This window comes from Streptomyces nidicola, from assembly GCF_050106155.1.
GTDB lineage: Bacteria > Actinomycetota > Actinomycetes > Streptomycetales > Streptomycetaceae > Streptomyces.
The window spans coordinates 6,831,283-6,844,434 of sequence record NZ_JBNBPI010000001.1 but is presented as its reverse complement, the minus strand read 5'-3'; the positions used below and the strand labels follow the sequence as shown (position 1 = coordinate 6,844,434).

Sequence of the window (13,152 nt, the reverse complement as noted above, 5' to 3'; positions counted from 1 at the left end):
CCTCAGGTCCATCCCGCGCCGGACCCGGGAAGTTCGCAACAAGGAGCTTCACTCGGTGTAGCCGTAACACCTGGTGGGGGTGCCTTTGCGGCCCCATGGAGGGCCGCGGGGCACGGCCCGGCCGAATACGCCGGGCACCGCCATACGGGTGAACGGTTGATGTTCACAACCGCCCCCGCGCTCCTACAGCGCCTTCGCCGCGGGCTTCACCATCCCGCGCACCGTCCGCGACTTCACGAACTCGCCGATCGCCGTCATCTCCCACTCACCGGAGAACTGCTTGATCAGCTTGGCCATCATCACGCCCGTCTGCGCCTCGGCGTTCGTGAGGTCGAAGCGGACCAGCTCCTCGTCCGTCGCCGCGTCGACGAGACGGCAGTACGCCTTGGCGACCTCGGTGAACTTCTGGCCGGTGAACGAGTTCACGGTGAAGACCAGGCCCGTGACCTCCTGCGGGATGCGGCCCAGGTCCACGACGATCACCTCGTCGTCACCGCCGCCCTCGCCCGTGAGGTTGTCGCCGGAGTGCTTGATCGCGCCGCCCACGATCGAGAGCTTTCCGAAGTAGCAGCTGTCGACGTGGTTGCGCTGCGGCCCGTACGCGATGACCGACGCGTCCAGGTCGATGTCCTTGCCCCGGTAGGCGGGCTCCCAGCCGAGGCCCATCTTGACCTGCGCGAGCAGCGGCTTGCCGCCCTTGACCAGGGACACCGTCTGGTTCTTCTGGAGGGAGACGCGGCCCTTGTCGAGGTTGATCTTCCCGGAGCCGGGCGCCGGGGCGGGCGCGGCGGCGGCAGGCGCGGCGGCAGGCGCGGGCGGGGCCGTCCGCGGGTCGAGCGGCGGCGTCGTCGGCGCGGGCATCCCGGCCGGCGGGGCGGGCGGGGCCTGCGGGGCCGGGGCCGGGGCAGCGGCGGGGGCCGCCGGCTCCTCCACCGACACACCGAAGTCCGTGGCGATACCCGCAAGCCCGTTCGCATACCCCTGGCCCACCGCGCGGGCCTTCCACGCGCCGTTCCTCAGGTATACCTCCATGACCACCAGCGCCGTCTCCGCGCCGAGCTGGGGCGGCGTGAACGTGGCGAGGACCGATCCGTCGTCCGCGCCGCGGATCGTGGCCGTCGGCTCGATGCCCTGGAACGACTGGCCCGCGGCGTCCGGGCTCGCGGTGACGACGATCTTCTCGATGCCCGGCGGGACGGCGGCCGTGTCCACCGTGATGGAGTCCGGCGCGCTGCCGCCGCCCGACGTGTATGTCACACCGGGGCCCGAGGGCTGGTTGTAGAAGATGAAGTCGTCGTCCGAGCGCACCTTGCCGTCGGCGGTGAGCAGCAGGCCCGATACGTCGAGCCGCACGGGCGCCGTGACGTCCACCGTCACGCGCTGCACGGCGAGCGGGATGTTCGAGCCGGGAGTCATTGCGGTCATGCCTGGGGTAACGATCGACCCCGCTTTACCGTTCCCTTACCCGGGACTTTTGCAGAGGACTTTTCTCGCTCCCGCACGCCTGCGGCGCGTAGCTGCGACGCCGGGCGGTCAATTTGCGAGAGTGCCCTTCGTGAACATGCACAAAGGCCACCAAACCGGACCGGCGGGTGAAGACCCCCACTTGGACGACCCGATCACCGCCGAGGGGGTCACCGACGCCGGTGACCTCGGGTACAGCAAGAGCCTCCAGCCGCGCCACATCAGCATGATCGCGATCGGTGGGGCGATCGGCACGGGGCTCTTCCTCGGTGCGGGCGGCAACCTCGCCAAGGCGGGTCCCGCCCTCGCGTTCGCCTACGCGATCTGCGGCGTGTTCGCCTTCTTCGTGGTGCGGGCGCTGGGCGAACTGGTCGTGCACAGGCCCTCGTCGGGCTCCTTCGTGAGCTACGCGCGCGAGTTCCTCGGCGAGCGGGGCGCGTTCGTGGCGGGCTGGATGTACGTACTGAACTGGTCCTCGGCCGGGATGGCCGACATCACCGCCGTCGCCCTGTACGTGCACTACTGGTCGATGTTCACGACGATCCCGCAGTGGGTGCTGGCCGCGGTCGCCCTCGCGATCGTACTGACGATCAACCTCATCTCCGTGAAGAGCTTCGGTGAGATGGAGTTCTGGTTCGCCATCGTGAAGGTCGCGGCCCTGGTGCTGTTCCTGCTGATCGGGATCTTCTTCCTGGTGACGGGCAAGCCCGTGGACGGGAACTACGACCCCGGCATCTCGCTCATCAGCGACAACGGCGGCTTCTTCCCGCTGGGCGTCATGCCGGTCGTCCTCATCACGCAGACCGTGGTCTTCGCGTACGCGGCGGTCGAGATGGTCGGTGTGACGGCGGGCGAGACCGCCGAGCCGGAGAAGGTCGTGCCGAAGGCCGTGAACTCGATCATGTGGCGTGTCGGCATCTTCTACGTCGGCTCGGTCGTGATGCTGACGCTGCTGCTGCCCTGGACGGCGTACTCGGCGGGCGAGAGCCCGTTCGTGACGGTCCTGTCGAAGATCGGGGTGCCGGCGGCCGGCGGGATCATGAACCTGGTGGTGCTGACCGCCGCGATGTCCTCGCTCAACTCCGGGCTCTACACCACGGGCCGCATCCTGCGCTCGATGTCGATGGCGGGCTCGGCCCCTTCGTTCACGGCCCGGATGAGCGGCAGCCACGTCCCGTACGGCGGGATCATGCTGACGGCGACCGTGGCGCTGTTCGGGGTCGCGCTCAACGCGTGGCTGCCGGACGACGCGTTCGCCATCGTCACGAACGTCTCCTCGCTCGGCGTCATCTCCACCTGGGTGATGATCATGCTCTGTCACCTGGTGTTCGTGCGGCGCGCCCGGGAGGGCGTCGTGCACCGGCCCTCGTTCCGGCTGTGGGCCTCGCCGTGGATCGAGCTGACGACCATCGCGTTCCTGCTCGCCGTGATCGTGATGATGTGGTTCGACAAGGACGGCGCGGGCCGTGACACGGTGCTGATGCTGATCCCGATCGCGGTGTGTCTGACGATCGGCTGGTACGCGGTGCGGGGGCGGGTCCACCGGATCGCCGCCGAGCGCGAGGCGCCGCCGGTGGACCCGCTCCAGTGACCGCTCAGCGCTGGCGCTTCCAGGGGCCCTTGATCGCCAGCATGATGCCGGGCGTCTGGATGTTGGCGTAGAGGGTCGAGCCGTCGGGCGAGAAGGTCACACCCGTCATCTCGCTGTACTCCGGCTCCGCCTCGGTGCCGATGTTGAGGTCGTTGCGCGCGATCGGGTACGTACGCCCCCGCTCGGTCGCGCCGAACAGGTGCTGGACGCCCTCACCGTCCTCGGAGATGACGATGCCGCCGTACGGGGACACGGTGATGTTGTCCGGGCCGTCGAAGGCGCCGTCCTTCGACGGGTCCCGGTTCACACCGAGCAGCACCTTCAGGGTCAGGGTGCGGCGCTTGGGGTCGTAGAACCAGACCTGCCCGTCGTGCGCGACGGGGCTCTCCTCACGGGCGAACGAGGAGACGACGTAGGCGCCGCCGTCGCCCCACCACATGCCCTCCAGCTTGCGGGCGCGGGTGATCTCGCCGTCCTTGAACTGCTTGCGCGTGGAGACCGACTTGGCGTCGCGGTCGGGGACGTCGACCCAGTCGACGCCGTACGTGGTGCCGACCTTCGTGGCGCGCGACAGGTCGTCGACGAAACGGCCGCCGGAGTCGAAGCACCGGGTCGCCTGCAGCACGCCCGCGTCGTCGGCGAGGGTGCGCAGCTTGCCGCGGCCGTGCTCGAAGCCCTTCGGCGGAACCCAGCGGTAGAGCAGGCCGTTCGGGCCCGAGGCGTCCTCGGTGAGGTAGGCGTGGCCGCGCTTGGGGTCGATGACGACGGCCTCGTGGGCGTACCGGCCGAACGCCTTGATGGGCTTCGGCGACCGGTTGGCGCGACGGTCCGCCGGGTCGACCTCGAAGACGTAGCCGTGGTCCTTGGTGAAGCCGTTCTTGCCGGCCTTGTCCTCGGTCTCCTCACAGGTCAGCCAGGTGTCCCACGGGGTGTGCCCGCCCGCGCAGTTGGTGGCGGTGCCCGCGATGCCGACCCACTCGGCGACCTCGCCGCCGCGGCGCACCTCGACGACGGTGCAGCCGCCGGCCGCCATCGGGTCGTACACGAGGCCCTCGGTCAGCGGCACCGGGTGCGGCCAGTCGGCGCGGGCGCCCGCCAGCTCGTGGTTGTTGACGAGCAGCGTGGCGCCGCGCGGGCCCGCGAAGGTGGCGGTGCCGTCGTGGTTGGAGGGGGTGAACTCGCCGGACTCCAGCTTGGTCTTCCCGCAGTACGTGATGACCTTGTACGAGAAGCCCTCGGGCAGCGCGAGGATGCCGTCGGGGTCGTCGATCAGCGGGCCGTAGCCGACGCCCTTGTCCTTGCCCTTGAGTACGTCGACGTCCGCGTCGTCGGTGGCCGCGAGGGCGTTGGGCGCGGTGGCCAGGGAGCCGACGGACCCGGCGAGTGCGATACCGGCGCCGGTGGCCGCGGATCGTCTGGTGAAGTCCCTGCGAGTGAGCGACATGCTGGCGTCTCCCGTGATGATCGATGAGAGTGAACGGGCCCTGTTTTCGGCCATACGTTCTCGCTCGCGTATAAACGGCGGTTGAACACCGTCCAACGTCGAGGGGCCCGCTTACATGACTTCCGTGAACCTTGAACCGTCCGGCCGCCGCGTCCTCGTCTCCGGGGCCTCGCGGGGCCTCGGCCGGGCCCTCGCCCGCGCCTTCGCGGCGAACGGCGACCGGGTGGCGGTGCACTACGGCTCGCGGGAGGACGAGGCGCGGGCCACGCTCGACTCGCTCGCCGGGGAGGGGCACGTCCTCGTCGGCGGCGACATCTCCGACCCCGAGGGCGCGGCGTCCGTCGCCGGGCGGGCGGCCGAGGGCCTCGGCGGCCTCGACGTCCTGGTCAACAACGCGGCCGTGAACCTGCCGCATCCGCCGGCCACCACCTCGTACGAGGAGTGGGCGCGGCTGTGGCAGAGCCATGTCTCGGTGAATCTGCTCGGTACGGCGAACCTCTCCCACCTCGCCGCGCAGCGCATGATCGGGCAGGGCACGGCGGGCCGGATCGTCAACATCGGCTCGCGCGGCGCGTTCAAGGGCGAGCCCGACCACCCGGCGTACGGGGCGACGAAGGCCGCCGTGCACGCGCTCGGCCAGTCCCTCGCGGTGGCGCTCGCGCCGCACGGGATCGGGGTCGCGTCGGTGGCGCCCGGCTTCATCGAGACGGAGCGGGTGGCGCACCGGCTGACGGACGAGGTGCGCGCGCAGAGCCCGTTCGGCCGCGTGGCCTCGGCCGAGGAGATCGCCGACGCTGTCCTGTGGCTCGCCTCGCCGGCCGCGCAGTGGGCCTCCGGCACCGTCCTCGACCTGAACGGCGCCTCGTATCTCCGTACGTGACCCGCGCTTTCCGTACGTGACTCCCGCCCGGACGAATCTTCGTAAAGAAGGTCAACAGGCGCATCCCGCACCCAAACCCAAGATTTCACGCAGAACGCCTTGACCGGACTGCCGTGCGGCAATAGACAGGCTGGAGCAGAGAGTCTCCTGCCCGCATCACCCACCGAGGGGGTGGCGAGCCGATGGACGTACGACAGGCACGCGGCCTCCATGAGAGCCGGCTGATGAAGCTGGCCCATGTCACCGGAGTCGGGACCGGGAAGGACGAGCACTCGGGCGAGGACGTCATCGTCGTCTTCGTGACCCGCAAAGTGCCCCGCGACCGGCTCCGTGCGGAGGATGTCATCCCCACGACGCTCGACGGGGTACCGGTGCGCGTGCTCGCGATCGGCGAAGTGCGCGCGCAGGACGACGAGTTGTGAGGTAACCCCCGCACTTCAGTGAAAGTCAGGGGAAGAAGAGGTGGTCTGGCGTGCGCCAGCCCGAATTGATGCGCGGACCCGCCGGGGGACAGCTCAGCGACAGCTCCCGGCAGCAAGCGACCAGCGACTTCCTGCGGCGCGAGGCGCCCCTTGCCAATGTGGTCGGCTTCGGCCACGGCGTGAAATGGCAGAACGGCGAGCCGACGGGCGAGGAGGCCGTTCTCGTCTTCGTGACCCAGAAGGTGCCCGAATCACTGCTGCCCGAGCGGGATGTGATTCCACGTCAGATGGACGACGGCACCCCGACCGACATCGTGGCCGTCGGCCACATCTCCGCCCAGCGCCGGCAGAGCCGCCCCTTGGGAGCCCGCTCCGAAGAGGTCACGTACGGCCCCGACGGCGGTGTCTCCCAGCAGTTCTCCGGCGCGGGCCAGCCGCTGCTCGAGGACCTCGGGGGCCTTGGGACCTTCGAACCGCAGCAGCTCGTACGCCGGATGCGCCCGTGCCCCTCCGGCTTCTCGGTCGGCAACGTGTCCATCACCGCCGGCACCCTCGGCAGCGTGGTCTACGACTTCCTGCCGGGCGCCACGGTGGACCCGCCGGGACCCGGGCTCGGCACCCCGGCGAAGTTCTACATCCTCTCCAACAACCACGTCCTCGCCGACTCCAACCGGGCCCAGCTGGGCAGCGCCATCGTGCAGCCCGGCCGGTTCGACGGCGGCACGGACCCCGCGGACCGCATCGCCACGCTGTCCCGCTTCATCACCATCCAGTTCGCCCCGCAGACACCGCTGGACCGGCAGAACAACGTGGTCGACTGCGCGCTCGCCGAGGTCCCGTTCCAGGACGCGACGCGCGAGCAGTACTTCAGCGGCGCGCCGCGCGCCTGGCGCCGCAAGGCGAACGTCGCCGTCGGCGACCTCGTGAAGAAGACGGGCCGCACGACCAACGTGTCCTTCGGCCGCATCATCTCGGTCGACGCCACGATCGACGTCAACTACGGCACGGCGGGCACGGCCCGCTTCAAGGACCAGATCCTCACCACGGTCATGTCGGCCGGCGGCGACTCCGGATCCCTGGTCACGTCCTACGACAACGTGGCGGTCGGCCTGCTGTTCGCCGGTTCGTCGACGGTCACGGTCGAGAACCACATCGAGAACGTCCGCGCGCTGCTGCGCGTGGAGATCTCCGAGCAGCTGGCATAGGAGGTGACGTGATGAGCACCCAGGCACGCAAGAGCAAGGGCCAGACCCGCGGGGAGCACCGCTTCCACAACCCGCAGGGCGCGGAGGTCAAGACGCGCGACGAGGCGTTCGCCGCGCAGCGCGAGGCCTCCGCGGAGGCACTCACGGTCGACTGCAAGCTGGAGCTGAACAACGGCTCGGTCACCTTCGCCATCACCGCGAAGGTGAACCCGAACACGCACCCCTTCGTGGTGACCGGCGGCCAGATCACGTCCGGCATCTGCGGGGCCCCGTGGGACATCACGGGCGGCTTCATCGGCGACACCATCCGCCTCGACGCGAAGCGCTCGGGCCAGGGTTCGTGCGCCTCCACGATCACCGTGGTCGGCGAATTCCAGAACCCACCGTCGTACCGCGGCACGTACGGCTTCGACGGCGCGTCATCGTCGTTCAAGCACACGACGCGCTATCTGTGCTGACCCACTGAAGCCCCGCCTTTCGAACGAGAGCCAGCGGGGTCCGGGGCAGAGCCCCGAGTCCGCAACACCGTTGCAGACCCGGGGTGACGCCCCTTCCTCAACCGCCGGAGGCCGACCGCGCCTTGAACGCCGCCTTGCGCGCCTCCTTGGCCACCTTCTTGTCGGGGTGCAACCGCCCCATCGCCTCCAACACATCCGCGGTAGCGGGATGTTCGACCCGCCACGCGGCCGAGAAGAACCCACTGTGCTGCGCCGCAAGCCCCTCCACCAGCGCCTGCAGCTCGTCCGAATTACCCTCCACCGAAAGCTGCGCGGCGATCGTGTCGACGGTCAGCCAGAACACCAGGTCCTGCGACGGCGCCGGCACATCCGCGAACCCGTGCTCGGCCAGCCACACCCGGGCAAGCCCACCCAGCTCCGCGTCGTCGAGGACCTCCCGCAGCGCCGGCTCGGCCTCCGCGCCCACCAGCGACAGCGCCTGCTGACACCGCAGCCGCCTGAGCGGCCCCCACTCGTCGGCCCCACGCGCCGCACCCAGCAACTCCCGCGCCGCGCCCAGCGGTTCGCGCCGCCCCAGCCACCCCTCGATCTCGACCTGCGCCGCGGCCTGCGGAAACGCCGCGGTGCCGTCGAGCAGCGCGTCCGCACCCTTGTCGGCGAGGTCCCCGACGGCCGGGGCATCGAGGCCGGCATCGAGCATCCGCGCCCGGACCCCGTACAGGCCGAGAGGCGTGAGCCGCACCATCCCGTATCGGGAGACGTCACCGTCGTCGACCGGCTCGGCCACCGACTCGTCGGCGTCCGCCATCAGCGCCTCGTCGACCGGCTGGAACTCCACGAGCCCGATCGGGTCGAGCAGCCGGAACTGGTCGTCGAGCCGCATCATCGCGTCCGAGACCTGCTCGAGGACGTCGTCCGTCGGCTCGCCCATGTCGTCGGGCACGATCATCGACGCGGCGAGCGCGGGCAGCGGCACGGCCTCCTCGCCGGCGCCGCCCTCGCTGACGGTCAGCAGATACAGGTTGCCGAGCACGCCCTCAAGGAACTCGGACTCCGCCTCGGGGTCCCAGTCGAGCTGCGAGAAGTCGATCTCGCCGCCCTCCTCCATGGCTCCGACCAGGTCGTCGAGGTCGGGCACGCTGGCGTCGGCCAGTACGGTGTCGAGCGCGCCCAGCCACAGCGTGAGCACGTCGGAGGGGCCGCCCGAGGTGAGCGTGCCGAGCTCCTCGCCGACCGTGACGGTGCCCTCCTCCTCGTCGACGACCTCCACGAGGCCGGTGTCGACGGCGACGCGCCAGGCCTCGCTCGCGTACGCGGCGCCGTCCTCGTCATCGGTGAGCGCCAGCTCGGCCGCGGCGGCGGGCAGCTGCTCCTCGACCAGTTCTCCGCCCGCGCCGACCCGGGTCTCGGGGCCGGCCCAGCGGGCGAGCTTCACCGCGCGGGACAGGAGCGGGGTGGCAAGGGCGTCCCGCGCCAGCTCCGCTTCGGCGGGCAGCCGCACCGGCGGCAGGGGGGAGCTGTCTGACATCGGCTGGTTCTCCTAGAGGGACGTGCATGAAGGCCTACGTTGCGACCGCCCAGCCTAGACGGATTTGCACCCATGCTGCCGGGTTCACGGACCGGTCGACTTCTCCTAACGCCCCCGACACCCGCGAAACCTTGACAACTCGCGCGCGCAGGAAGGAAATTGACGCGCGTAGAAGTACACGAGGGCGCCCGGCGCCCACGACGCGCCCCGCCCGCGGCCCCCGCTCCGCCACCACGTCCCGGCACCCGCCGGCCGCACGTCTCCGGAGGATCCGTTGTCCCACTCGACGTCCCACACGTTCTCCCGGTCGCGCCTCGCCGCGCTGACCGTCGCCTGCGCGGCGGTGTCCGGCACCCTCGCCACACTCCCCGCCCACCCGGCCGCGGCCGCCGACGTCGCCATCCACGACATCCAGGGCGCCACCCGCATATCCCCGCTCGCCGGGCAGCAGGTCACGGGCGTGACGGGGGTGGTGACGGGCGTCAGAACGTACGGCTCGTCCCGCGGCTTCTGGTTCCAGGACACAAGGCCCGACGGCGACCCGGCCACCAGCGAGGGTGTCTTCGTCTTCACGAGTTCCACTCCCACCGTGAAGGCCGGCGACTCCGTCACCGTCTCCGCGACGGTCTCCGAGTACGTGCCCGGCGGCGCCTCCTCCGGCAACCAGTCGCTCACCGAGCTGACGAAGCCGACCGTGACCGTGAACTCCTCGGGCAACCCGGTGCCGGTCACCACGATCAGCGACAAGTCGGTTCCGGACGCGTACGCGCCGCAAGGCGACCCGGCGGCGAACGGTTCGGTCAACAAGCTGCCGCTGCGCCCGCGCGCGTACGCCCTCGACTACTACGAGTCCCTGGAGGGCCAGAACGTCCGCGTCGGCTCCTCCCGCGTCGTCACCGCGTCCGACGCTTATGGCGAGCTGTGGGTCACGGTGAAGCCGCACGAGAACCGCACGAAGGGCGGCGGCACCCGCTACGCCTCGTACGAGGACCAGAACGGCGGGCGGCTCCAGATCCAGTCGCTCGGCGCGCTCGCCGACTTCCCGGTGGCCGACGTCGGCGACGTCCTGACCGGCGCCACCGAGGGCCCGCTCGACTTCAACCAGTACGGCGGATACACGCTGGTGGCACGGGAGTTGGGCGACCTGAAGCAGTCCGGCATCGAGCGCGAGACGACCCGCGCGCAGAAGCCGGGCGAGCTGGCGGTGGCGACGTACAACGTGGAGAACCTCGACCCGTCCGACGCCACCTTCGACGCGCACGCGGCCGCGATCGTCGACCGCCTGCGCTCGCCCGACATCGTGTCCCTGGAGGAGATCCAGGACAACAACGGCGCGAAGAACGACGGGACGGTCGCCGCCGACGCGACGATGGGCAAGCTGATCGACGCGATCGTCGCGGCGGGCGGTCCGCGCTACGACTGGCGGTCGATCGACCCGGAGAACAACAAGGACGGCGGCGAGCCGGGCGGCAACATCCGCCAGGCGTTCCTGTTCAACCCGGACCGCGTGTCCTTCACCGACCGCCCCGGCGGCGACGCCACCACGCCCGTGGGCGTGACCAGCAAGAACGGCAAGGCGGCGCTCACCGCGTCGCCCGGCCGCGTGGCGCCCGGCGACGCCGCGTGGGCGAACAGCCGCAAGCCGCTGGCCGGCGAGTTCACGTTCCGCGGCAAGCCGGTCTTCGTGATCGCCAACCACTTCGCCTCCAAGGGCGGCGACCAGGGCCTGACCTCCCAGTACCAGCCGCCCGCGCGCTCCTCTGAGACGCAGCGGCACGCGCAGGCGACCGTGGTGAACGCCTTCGCCAAGGACATCCTGAAGGCGCAGCGGAACGCGGACGTGATCACGCTCGGCGACATCAACGACTTCGAGTTCTCCGGCACGACGCAGCGCCTGGAGGCCGGCGGCGCGCTCTGGTCGGCGATCAAGAGCCTGCCGAAGCACGAGCGTTATACGTATGACTACCAGGGCAACAGCCAGGTCCTCGACCAGATCCTGATCAGCCCGTCGATCGTGGCGAGGGACGCGTTCGCGTACGACAGCGTGCACATCAACAGCGAGTTCCACGACCAGATCAGCGACCACGACCCGCAGGTGCTGCGCTTTCGTCCCTGATCCGCCTGACGCCCCTGCTCCCTAGGGGAAGATCTGCGCCAGCCAGTCGGCCCACTCGACCTCGTTCCGCCCCGCGTCCGCGTCCGGCGCGAAGTCGTGCACGCTGACGCCGACGGGGGCGCCCCAGTGGCCGCGCCCGAAGAAGCGGTACAGGGCGTCCTCGGTGCGCAGGCCGAGGAAGTAGGCGTCGCGGTAGTCGAGCACGGCGTCCAGGGCCTGCCCTAGGGGGCCCTGGACGCGGACCCGCGCGCCCTCCGTCGCGTCGGCGGGCAGGCCGAGCGCGCGGCCGACGGCGGTGAGCGCCTCGCGGTTCGCGGAGCTGCCGGGCCCGTCGAGCGTGGCGAAGGCGATCGGGCGGCCCGCGAAGTACGTCACGTACTGGCGCAGCGTGTGCAGATAGAAATCGGTGTGCTTGTCGGCGCCGTCGTAGAGGACGTCCCAGTCCGCGGTGAACACGCCGCTGTGGACGTAGCGGACCCGGGACCGGCTGCCGCCGTCACGCGGCTCGACGGCCCAGTCGATCTGGTTGAGCGGCTGGCCGGGCGGCAGGGCGGCCGGGTCGTCGGAGCGGACGGTGAGCCGGCGCGGCGGGTCCCACACGGTCAGCACGGAGTGGAAGGGGCCCTCGCCGCCCTCCTTGGGCTCGTACTCCATGGGCCACAGCCAGCCGCCGGCCCCCTTGGTGACGGCGTCCCACACCTGCTGGGGGCCGGCGCCGACCTCGAACTCGCGCGGGATCTCGAACGGCTTTCCGCCGGCCCGCGACCCGCTCATGTCCGCCGCCTTCGTCGCATGAAATCACGGTGCCACAACTCGGCCGAGCCCGCCCCCGCGCGACTACCCGCCACCCCCCATCGCCCGCCCCAGGCGCGCCAACTGCCCCTGGAACCAGTCGAGTCGCGCCTGGAGCAGTGCGGCCTCCGCGGCCAGTTCGGGCATTCCGGGGGTGACCCCCTGCGGCCCCACGCCCGGTGCGGCGCGCACCCGCAGCCCGTCGCCCGCGAGCCGGGCGAACGCCTCCAGGGTCCAGCGCGGCCTCCCGCCCACGCACCCCGCGCAGACACCCTCCAGCGCAAGACGCCCGGCCCGCCCCCACCCGGCGTCGGCGAGCACCGCAGTCTCGGCGCCGCACCGGCACGGCCCGATGGTGGCGGAGCGCACCCGCTGGCGTCCGTAGCGGAACCCCTGCTCGAACCGGATGTAGGGCCCGAGGACGGAGACCTCGAGCAGCGCCGCCCTGCGGTACTCGGCCTGCACCAACATCCCTTGCGCGGACCGGAGTTCGTATACGCAGTGGAATCCGCAGTCGCAGCGGCGGTGCGGTGCGCGGTGGCGCCGCCCGTACACGCAGCGCGCTTCGTCGAGCACCTTGTAGGGCGCGGCGGCGCCGAGTGAGACACCCAGAAATCCGGCGCTCCCACCGTCCGCATCGATCACGGGGTGGGCGATTTTATAACCGGTGGGCGGCTCCGCCGGACGCTCCTGAGGGAGCCGCAGCCTCATCGCGCGGCCGGGACCTCGGCGGGCTCCGGTACCGCTTCGCGTACGGCGGCCTCGGCCGCCAACTCCTGCGCCTTGTCGTCCACTTCGGGCCGCTCTGTCTCCTGCGGCGCTTCTTCGGCGATTCCGGTGGCGAGTGCCTTTCCGAGCCTCATGATGCCTCCCCTGAACGGCCTTCGGCGATCCGGTTGCCGGTCACCGGCCTCTCATGGTGGCGCATACGACCCGATTTGGCACCAGCGCGTTCGGCATCCTGCACGAGCAGGGCGTGCTCGTCGGCCACCACGGCCTCGGCCACGGCCACCACCCGCTCCCCCGCGAGCCTCAGCCCTGCCTGCGACCAGGGCTCGGGCGCCGGGTGCCGGCGCCGCCACCACGCGGCGCAGGCCGCGTAGACCCCACTCGCACACATCACCGCGGGCGCGGCAAGCGCCATCACCACGTCTCGCACCACACGCACCTCGCGAACGGACTCTTCAGCAGTGCTTGGCACCACCTCGTAGCAGAATTAAGTGGAGCTACATCGCGCCCGGGCCGACACTCC

13 protein-coding genes are annotated in these 13,152 nt (G+C 70.8%); 6 read left to right on the top strand and 7 right to left on the bottom strand.

Translation table 11 applies throughout. The features are described 5' to 3' along the window. Window positions 1-183: 183 nt before the first annotated feature. Window positions 184-1,416, bottom strand: a complete 1,233-nt coding sequence (locus tag ACOKM3_RS30875) for a TerD family protein (RefSeq protein WP_426906944.1) — start codon at window positions 1,414-1,416, stop codon at window positions 184-186. A gap of 145 nt (window positions 1,417-1,561) precedes the next feature. Here ACOKM3_RS30875 and ACOKM3_RS30870 point away from each other — a divergent pair, with 145 nt between their 5' ends. Continuing rightward, on the top strand, window positions 1,562-3,055 hold the full coding sequence (locus tag ACOKM3_RS30870; RefSeq protein WP_426906943.1) for an amino acid permease: 1,494 nt from the start codon (window positions 1,562-1,564) through the stop codon (window positions 3,053-3,055). Between the two features lie 4 nt (window positions 3,056-3,059). On the opposite strand, the gene ACOKM3_RS30865 is transcribed toward ACOKM3_RS30870, so the two are convergent. After that, window positions 3,060-4,499 (bottom strand): alkaline phosphatase PhoX, encoded by a 1,440-nt coding sequence (locus ACOKM3_RS30865; protein ID WP_426904295.1) that lies wholly within the window; start codon window positions 4,497-4,499, stop codon window positions 3,060-3,062. Between the two features lie 115 nt (window positions 4,500-4,614). Between ACOKM3_RS30865 and ACOKM3_RS30860 the strand changes: the two genes are divergently transcribed. The 4 genes from ACOKM3_RS30860 to ACOKM3_RS30845 all read left to right on the top strand — a co-directional run bounded on the left by ACOKM3_RS30860 (window position 4,615) and on the right by ACOKM3_RS30845 (window position 7,464). Next, window positions 4,615-5,379, top strand: a complete 765-nt coding sequence (locus ACOKM3_RS30860; RefSeq protein ID WP_426904293.1) for an SDR family NAD(P)-dependent oxidoreductase — start codon at window positions 4,615-4,617, stop codon at window positions 5,377-5,379. Between the two features lie 182 nt (window positions 5,380-5,561). Continuing rightward, window positions 5,562-5,801, top strand: coding sequence for a hypothetical protein (locus ACOKM3_RS30855; RefSeq protein ID WP_426904292.1), 240 nt, complete (start codon window positions 5,562-5,564; stop codon window positions 5,799-5,801). A 50-nt stretch (window positions 5,802-5,851) separates the two neighbouring features. Beyond that, window positions 5,852-7,006 (top strand): chymotrypsin family serine protease, encoded by a 1,155-nt coding sequence (locus tag ACOKM3_RS30850; RefSeq protein WP_426904291.1) that lies wholly within the window; start codon window positions 5,852-5,854, stop codon window positions 7,004-7,006. Between the two features lie 11 nt (window positions 7,007-7,017). After that, entirely contained in the window at window positions 7,018-7,464 is a 447-nt protein-coding gene (locus tag ACOKM3_RS30845; RefSeq protein WP_426904289.1) for a hypothetical protein, read from the top strand. 97 nt (window positions 7,465-7,561) lie between these two features. Here the strand turns inward: ACOKM3_RS30845 and ACOKM3_RS30840 are convergent, their stop codons facing one another. Continuing rightward, window positions 7,562-8,992, bottom strand: a complete 1,431-nt coding sequence (locus ACOKM3_RS30840) for a hypothetical protein (RefSeq protein ID WP_426904288.1) — start codon at window positions 8,990-8,992, stop codon at window positions 7,562-7,564. 274 nt (window positions 8,993-9,266) lie between these two features. Here ACOKM3_RS30840 and ACOKM3_RS30835 point away from each other — a divergent pair, with 274 nt between their 5' ends. Next, on the top strand, window positions 9,267-11,108 hold the full coding sequence (locus ACOKM3_RS30835; RefSeq protein WP_426904286.1) for an endonuclease/exonuclease/phosphatase family protein: 1,842 nt from the start codon (window positions 9,267-9,269) through the stop codon (window positions 11,106-11,108). Window positions 11,109-11,129: 21 nt separating this feature from the next. On the opposite strand, the gene ACOKM3_RS30830 is transcribed toward ACOKM3_RS30835, so the two are convergent. The 4 genes from ACOKM3_RS30830 to ACOKM3_RS30815 all read right to left on the bottom strand — a co-directional run bounded on the left by ACOKM3_RS30830 (window position 11,130) and on the right by ACOKM3_RS30815 (window position 13,059). Further along, window positions 11,130-11,882 carry an SRPBCC family protein gene (locus tag ACOKM3_RS30830; RefSeq protein ID WP_426904285.1) on the bottom strand — a complete coding sequence of 251 codons (753 nt, stop codon included), beginning with the start codon at window positions 11,880-11,882 and terminating at the stop codon, window positions 11,130-11,132. Between the two features lie 63 nt (window positions 11,883-11,945). Continuing rightward, on the bottom strand, window positions 11,946-12,611 hold the full coding sequence (locus tag ACOKM3_RS30825) for a hypothetical protein (protein WP_426904283.1): 666 nt from the start codon (window positions 12,609-12,611) through the stop codon (window positions 11,946-11,948). Then, window positions 12,608-12,763: a hypothetical protein gene (locus ACOKM3_RS30820; protein WP_426904282.1), complete on the bottom strand. Its 156-nt coding sequence runs from the start codon at window positions 12,761-12,763 to the stop codon at window positions 12,608-12,610. Before ACOKM3_RS30820 ends, ACOKM3_RS30825 begins: the two co-directional genes overlap by 4 nt. Next, entirely contained in the window at window positions 12,760-13,059 is a 300-nt protein-coding gene (locus tag ACOKM3_RS30815) for a hypothetical protein (RefSeq protein WP_426904280.1), read from the bottom strand. Before ACOKM3_RS30815 ends, ACOKM3_RS30820 begins: the two co-directional genes overlap by 4 nt. Window positions 13,060-13,152: the final 93 nt, after the last annotated feature.

What these genes read in the sequence shown, in the direction of transcription:
- ACOKM3_RS30845 (WP_426904289.1), top strand. Translation starts at nt 7,018, where the DNA reads ATGAGCACCCAGGCACGCAAGAGCAAGGGCCAGACCCGCGGGGAGCAC.
- ACOKM3_RS30860 (WP_426904293.1), top strand. Translation starts at nt 4,615, where the DNA reads ATGACTTCCGTGAACCTTGAACCGTCCGGCCGCCGCGTCCTCGTCTCC.
- ACOKM3_RS30875 (WP_426906944.1), bottom strand. Translation starts at nt 1,416, where the DNA reads ATGACTCCCGGCTCGAACATCCCGCTCGCCGTGCAGCGCGTGACGGTG.
- ACOKM3_RS30870 (WP_426906943.1), top strand. Translation starts at nt 1,562, where the DNA reads ATGCACAAAGGCCACCAAACCGGACCGGCGGGTGAAGACCCCCACTTG.
- ACOKM3_RS30865 (WP_426904295.1), bottom strand. Translation starts at nt 4,499, where the DNA reads ATGTCGCTCACTCGCAGGGACTTCACCAGACGATCCGCGGCCACCGGC.
- ACOKM3_RS30825 (WP_426904283.1), bottom strand. Translation starts at nt 12,611, where the DNA reads ATGAGGCTGCGGCTCCCTCAGGAGCGTCCGGCGGAGCCGCCCACCGGT.
- ACOKM3_RS30840 (WP_426904288.1), bottom strand. Translation starts at nt 8,992, where the DNA reads ATGTCAGACAGCTCCCCCCTGCCGCCGGTGCGGCTGCCCGCCGAAGCG.
- ACOKM3_RS30855 (WP_426904292.1), top strand. Translation starts at nt 5,562, where the DNA reads ATGGACGTACGACAGGCACGCGGCCTCCATGAGAGCCGGCTGATGAAG.
- ACOKM3_RS30830 (WP_426904285.1), bottom strand. Translation starts at nt 11,882, where the DNA reads ATGAGCGGGTCGCGGGCCGGCGGAAAGCCGTTCGAGATCCCGCGCGAG.
- ACOKM3_RS30820 (WP_426904282.1), bottom strand. Translation starts at nt 12,763, where the DNA reads ATGAGGCTCGGAAAGGCACTCGCCACCGGAATCGCCGAAGAAGCGCCG.